Annotated in this window: 4 protein-coding genes; all 4 read right to left on the bottom strand. The window is 39.0% G+C overall.

Annotated elements, in window-relative coordinates; all coding sequences use genetic code 11:
• Positions 1–328, bottom strand: a 328-nt coding sequence (locus tag DNJ77_RS09755; protein ID WP_157966679.1) for a helix-turn-helix domain-containing protein, incomplete at its 3' end; no start/stop codon positions are given.
• Positions 329–862: 534 nt separating this feature from the next.
• Positions 863–1,060, bottom strand: a complete 198-nt coding sequence (locus tag DNJ77_RS09750) for a hypothetical protein (RefSeq protein ID WP_192877960.1) — start codon at positions 1,058–1,060, stop codon at positions 863–865.
• Between the two features lie 362 nt (positions 1,061–1,422).
• The gene (locus DNJ77_RS09745) at positions 1,423–1,698 is read right to left on the bottom strand and encodes a hypothetical protein (protein WP_116964866.1); all 276 of its coding nucleotides are present in this window, start codon (positions 1,696–1,698) and stop codon (positions 1,423–1,425) included.
• Positions 1,698–2,363, bottom strand: a 666-nt coding sequence (locus DNJ77_RS09740; RefSeq protein WP_157966678.1) for a DUF4258 domain-containing protein, incomplete at its 5' end; no start/stop codon positions are given. The genes DNJ77_RS09740 and DNJ77_RS09745, both read right to left, overlap by 1 nt.

The raw sequence follows: 2,363 nt of genomic DNA, 5'->3' as shown, positions 1-2,363 counted from the left end.
TCGAGCGAACACCGCTAGGAGAAACAAATATGCCTTGTTTTCTTAACTCATTACTGGCACGTAGTTGTCCATAGGCAGGGTATTCAATCGCATATTCAATAACGGCTTTTTCAATTACTTCATCAACACGGTTTTTGAAATTAGGCACACGTCTGTTTTTATCCAACAAAGCTTCAACTCCACCATCTTTTACCGCTTCTTGATAACGATAAAAGGTTTCACGTGAGAAACCCATTACTTTGCATGCTTTGGAAATATTTTCTAATTCCTCTGCTAAATTTAACAAACCGACTTTATTTTTGATGAATTTATTATTAGTATCCAACATGAGGTTGCTCCTGTTTTTGATTTGTTTTGTTTCACGTTTATCAAAACAGGCAATCTCATCTAAGTCAAGATGAGTGTCAGATTATATCTAGACTAATACACCTAAAGACTGGAAAAATCCATTTATATTTTAAATATCATCTCGTTACTTGATTGCTTACAACGCTCGAATCCAAAAACCACACCAAATCGATGCTTAGATATAAGGGAATTAATTAAATATTTTATCAGCATGATAGAACAGTAAAATTCTGAGATTGTTAATTATTTTGGTAAAGACTTAAATCAGTTTAACGAGGGTTTTTCTGACACTTTAAGCGCACTGGATAAAATCATTTAATGTGGTCCCAGATGCAAATAATGTGGGTCGAGAAATTTATAAAGTCATTTAATGTGGGTCAGAAAATATTTATAGAGTCAATTAATGTGGTCCCACTTTGAGCGATAAAAGCGGGTCGGGGTGATTATGAAAGCGAGCCGCTACAGTTAACTCACATAACAGTAAACAAAACACCGAGCAAAGCTCGGCCAACAGTCAGCAAAGTTTTTCTTTGTATTTTCCTGTTTTTATTGAATAGTAAGAACGCCTAGATATAGCATGTTTGTCCATAATAGCTTGGACACTTAAATCTGTTCCCATATCCTCTAATACTGCGTTTGCTTTCTCTCTTGTTAATGTTGATGGTCTGCCAAACTTTACGCCATTTTTCCTTCCTTGTTTGATTCCATCCATTTGCCTTTCTTTCCTTAATTGTGCGCGCCAGCAATAAAATGACGCTCAGCCAGAATTATTCTGCAAATCAACCAACATTATTTTGCAAATAGAATTTTAGAACCAAAATTATTTTGCAAATGGATTTGATTTGATGGCAATAAAAACGATCGTTTTTATTGCCATCAAAGGAGTGGTTGGCAGGAGTAAGAGCGAGGCAGCCCAATCTTTATAGACATTGGCAATTGAGCCAGCAAAAGATTGTACAATAAGAGCCGTATGACAGGAGAATGTCACGTACGGTTCTGTGAGCAGCTAGAGGGGAAGTTCCTTTGGCTTACTCGACCAAATATCAATAGCAACTTGGTGAGAATCTCTGCCCGTTATTCAGCCAAACTACACAATCGCTCAGCCAATATTTCAGTTTGCTTCCAATTCCCAGTCAATCCCATATGTTCAGTTTCAAGCCACCAAAGATATTCAAATATATCATGCTTTGATTTCCTTGAAATAAGCATATTATAAATTCCAGGGACATAGGAATCATACTCATCTTGGGCTTCGGGAATATCTACAACTCCGATTGGGTCCCATTCTTCAATCAATAATTTCTGTATTGCTTGATAAAGCGCTTTAACTCTATCTAAATGCTCTGACATCAATTCGGCACTCCTCTTATGACGGTCACAATTCGACCTGTTTCTGAGTTAGTAATAACCCTGACGTTATTAACCAAATCATAAAAACTGGTAGTTCCTGCTTTTGTGGGTAACGTTTGACCTGTTTTTATCGTGTTCTCAACAACGGAAGGCATAATTCCCCGATTCTGCATTTGATCTAATGCATGACCGGAGAAGTCGCGGCCATTTATAGTAGTGGCTTTGTTTCTTACCTTCTGGTATGGCGAGTTCTTGAGTTCAAATCCTTTATTGCCCTTAAAGCCAGTTGCCGCGTGCTCTGCACCATTTGCAACAGTAGTTACAAACTCACGTATTTTACCCGCTTCATGGCTAGCTTTAGCAGCATTTTCAGCCTTAACACTTTCCTTAATCACTCTTGGCAATGCCACCTTTGCCATTGCCTTGCCACCTCTGACTATGGCACTTAACCCCGCTTTCGGTATTCCCCCTAGCACATTCGCTGCAATTAAGCCCGCATAATGCGCGAATTGATGCCTGTCATCGTAACTGAAGTCCGTTAATCCAAAACTTATTTCATTGACAAAACCCCCACCAAACGCTGTCACTGTGCCATAACAATACGATAAAAACTGCCAGCCAAAATGTCGCGCCAATGCCCCCAGCGGATCTGCCTGGTATTCACG

This window comes from Fastidiosibacter lacustris, from assembly GCF_003428155.1.
GTDB classification, from domain to species: domain Bacteria; phylum Pseudomonadota; class Gammaproteobacteria; order Francisellales; family Francisellaceae; genus Caedibacter; species Caedibacter lacustris.
This window is presented reverse-complemented; position numbering and strand designations above follow the sequence as displayed.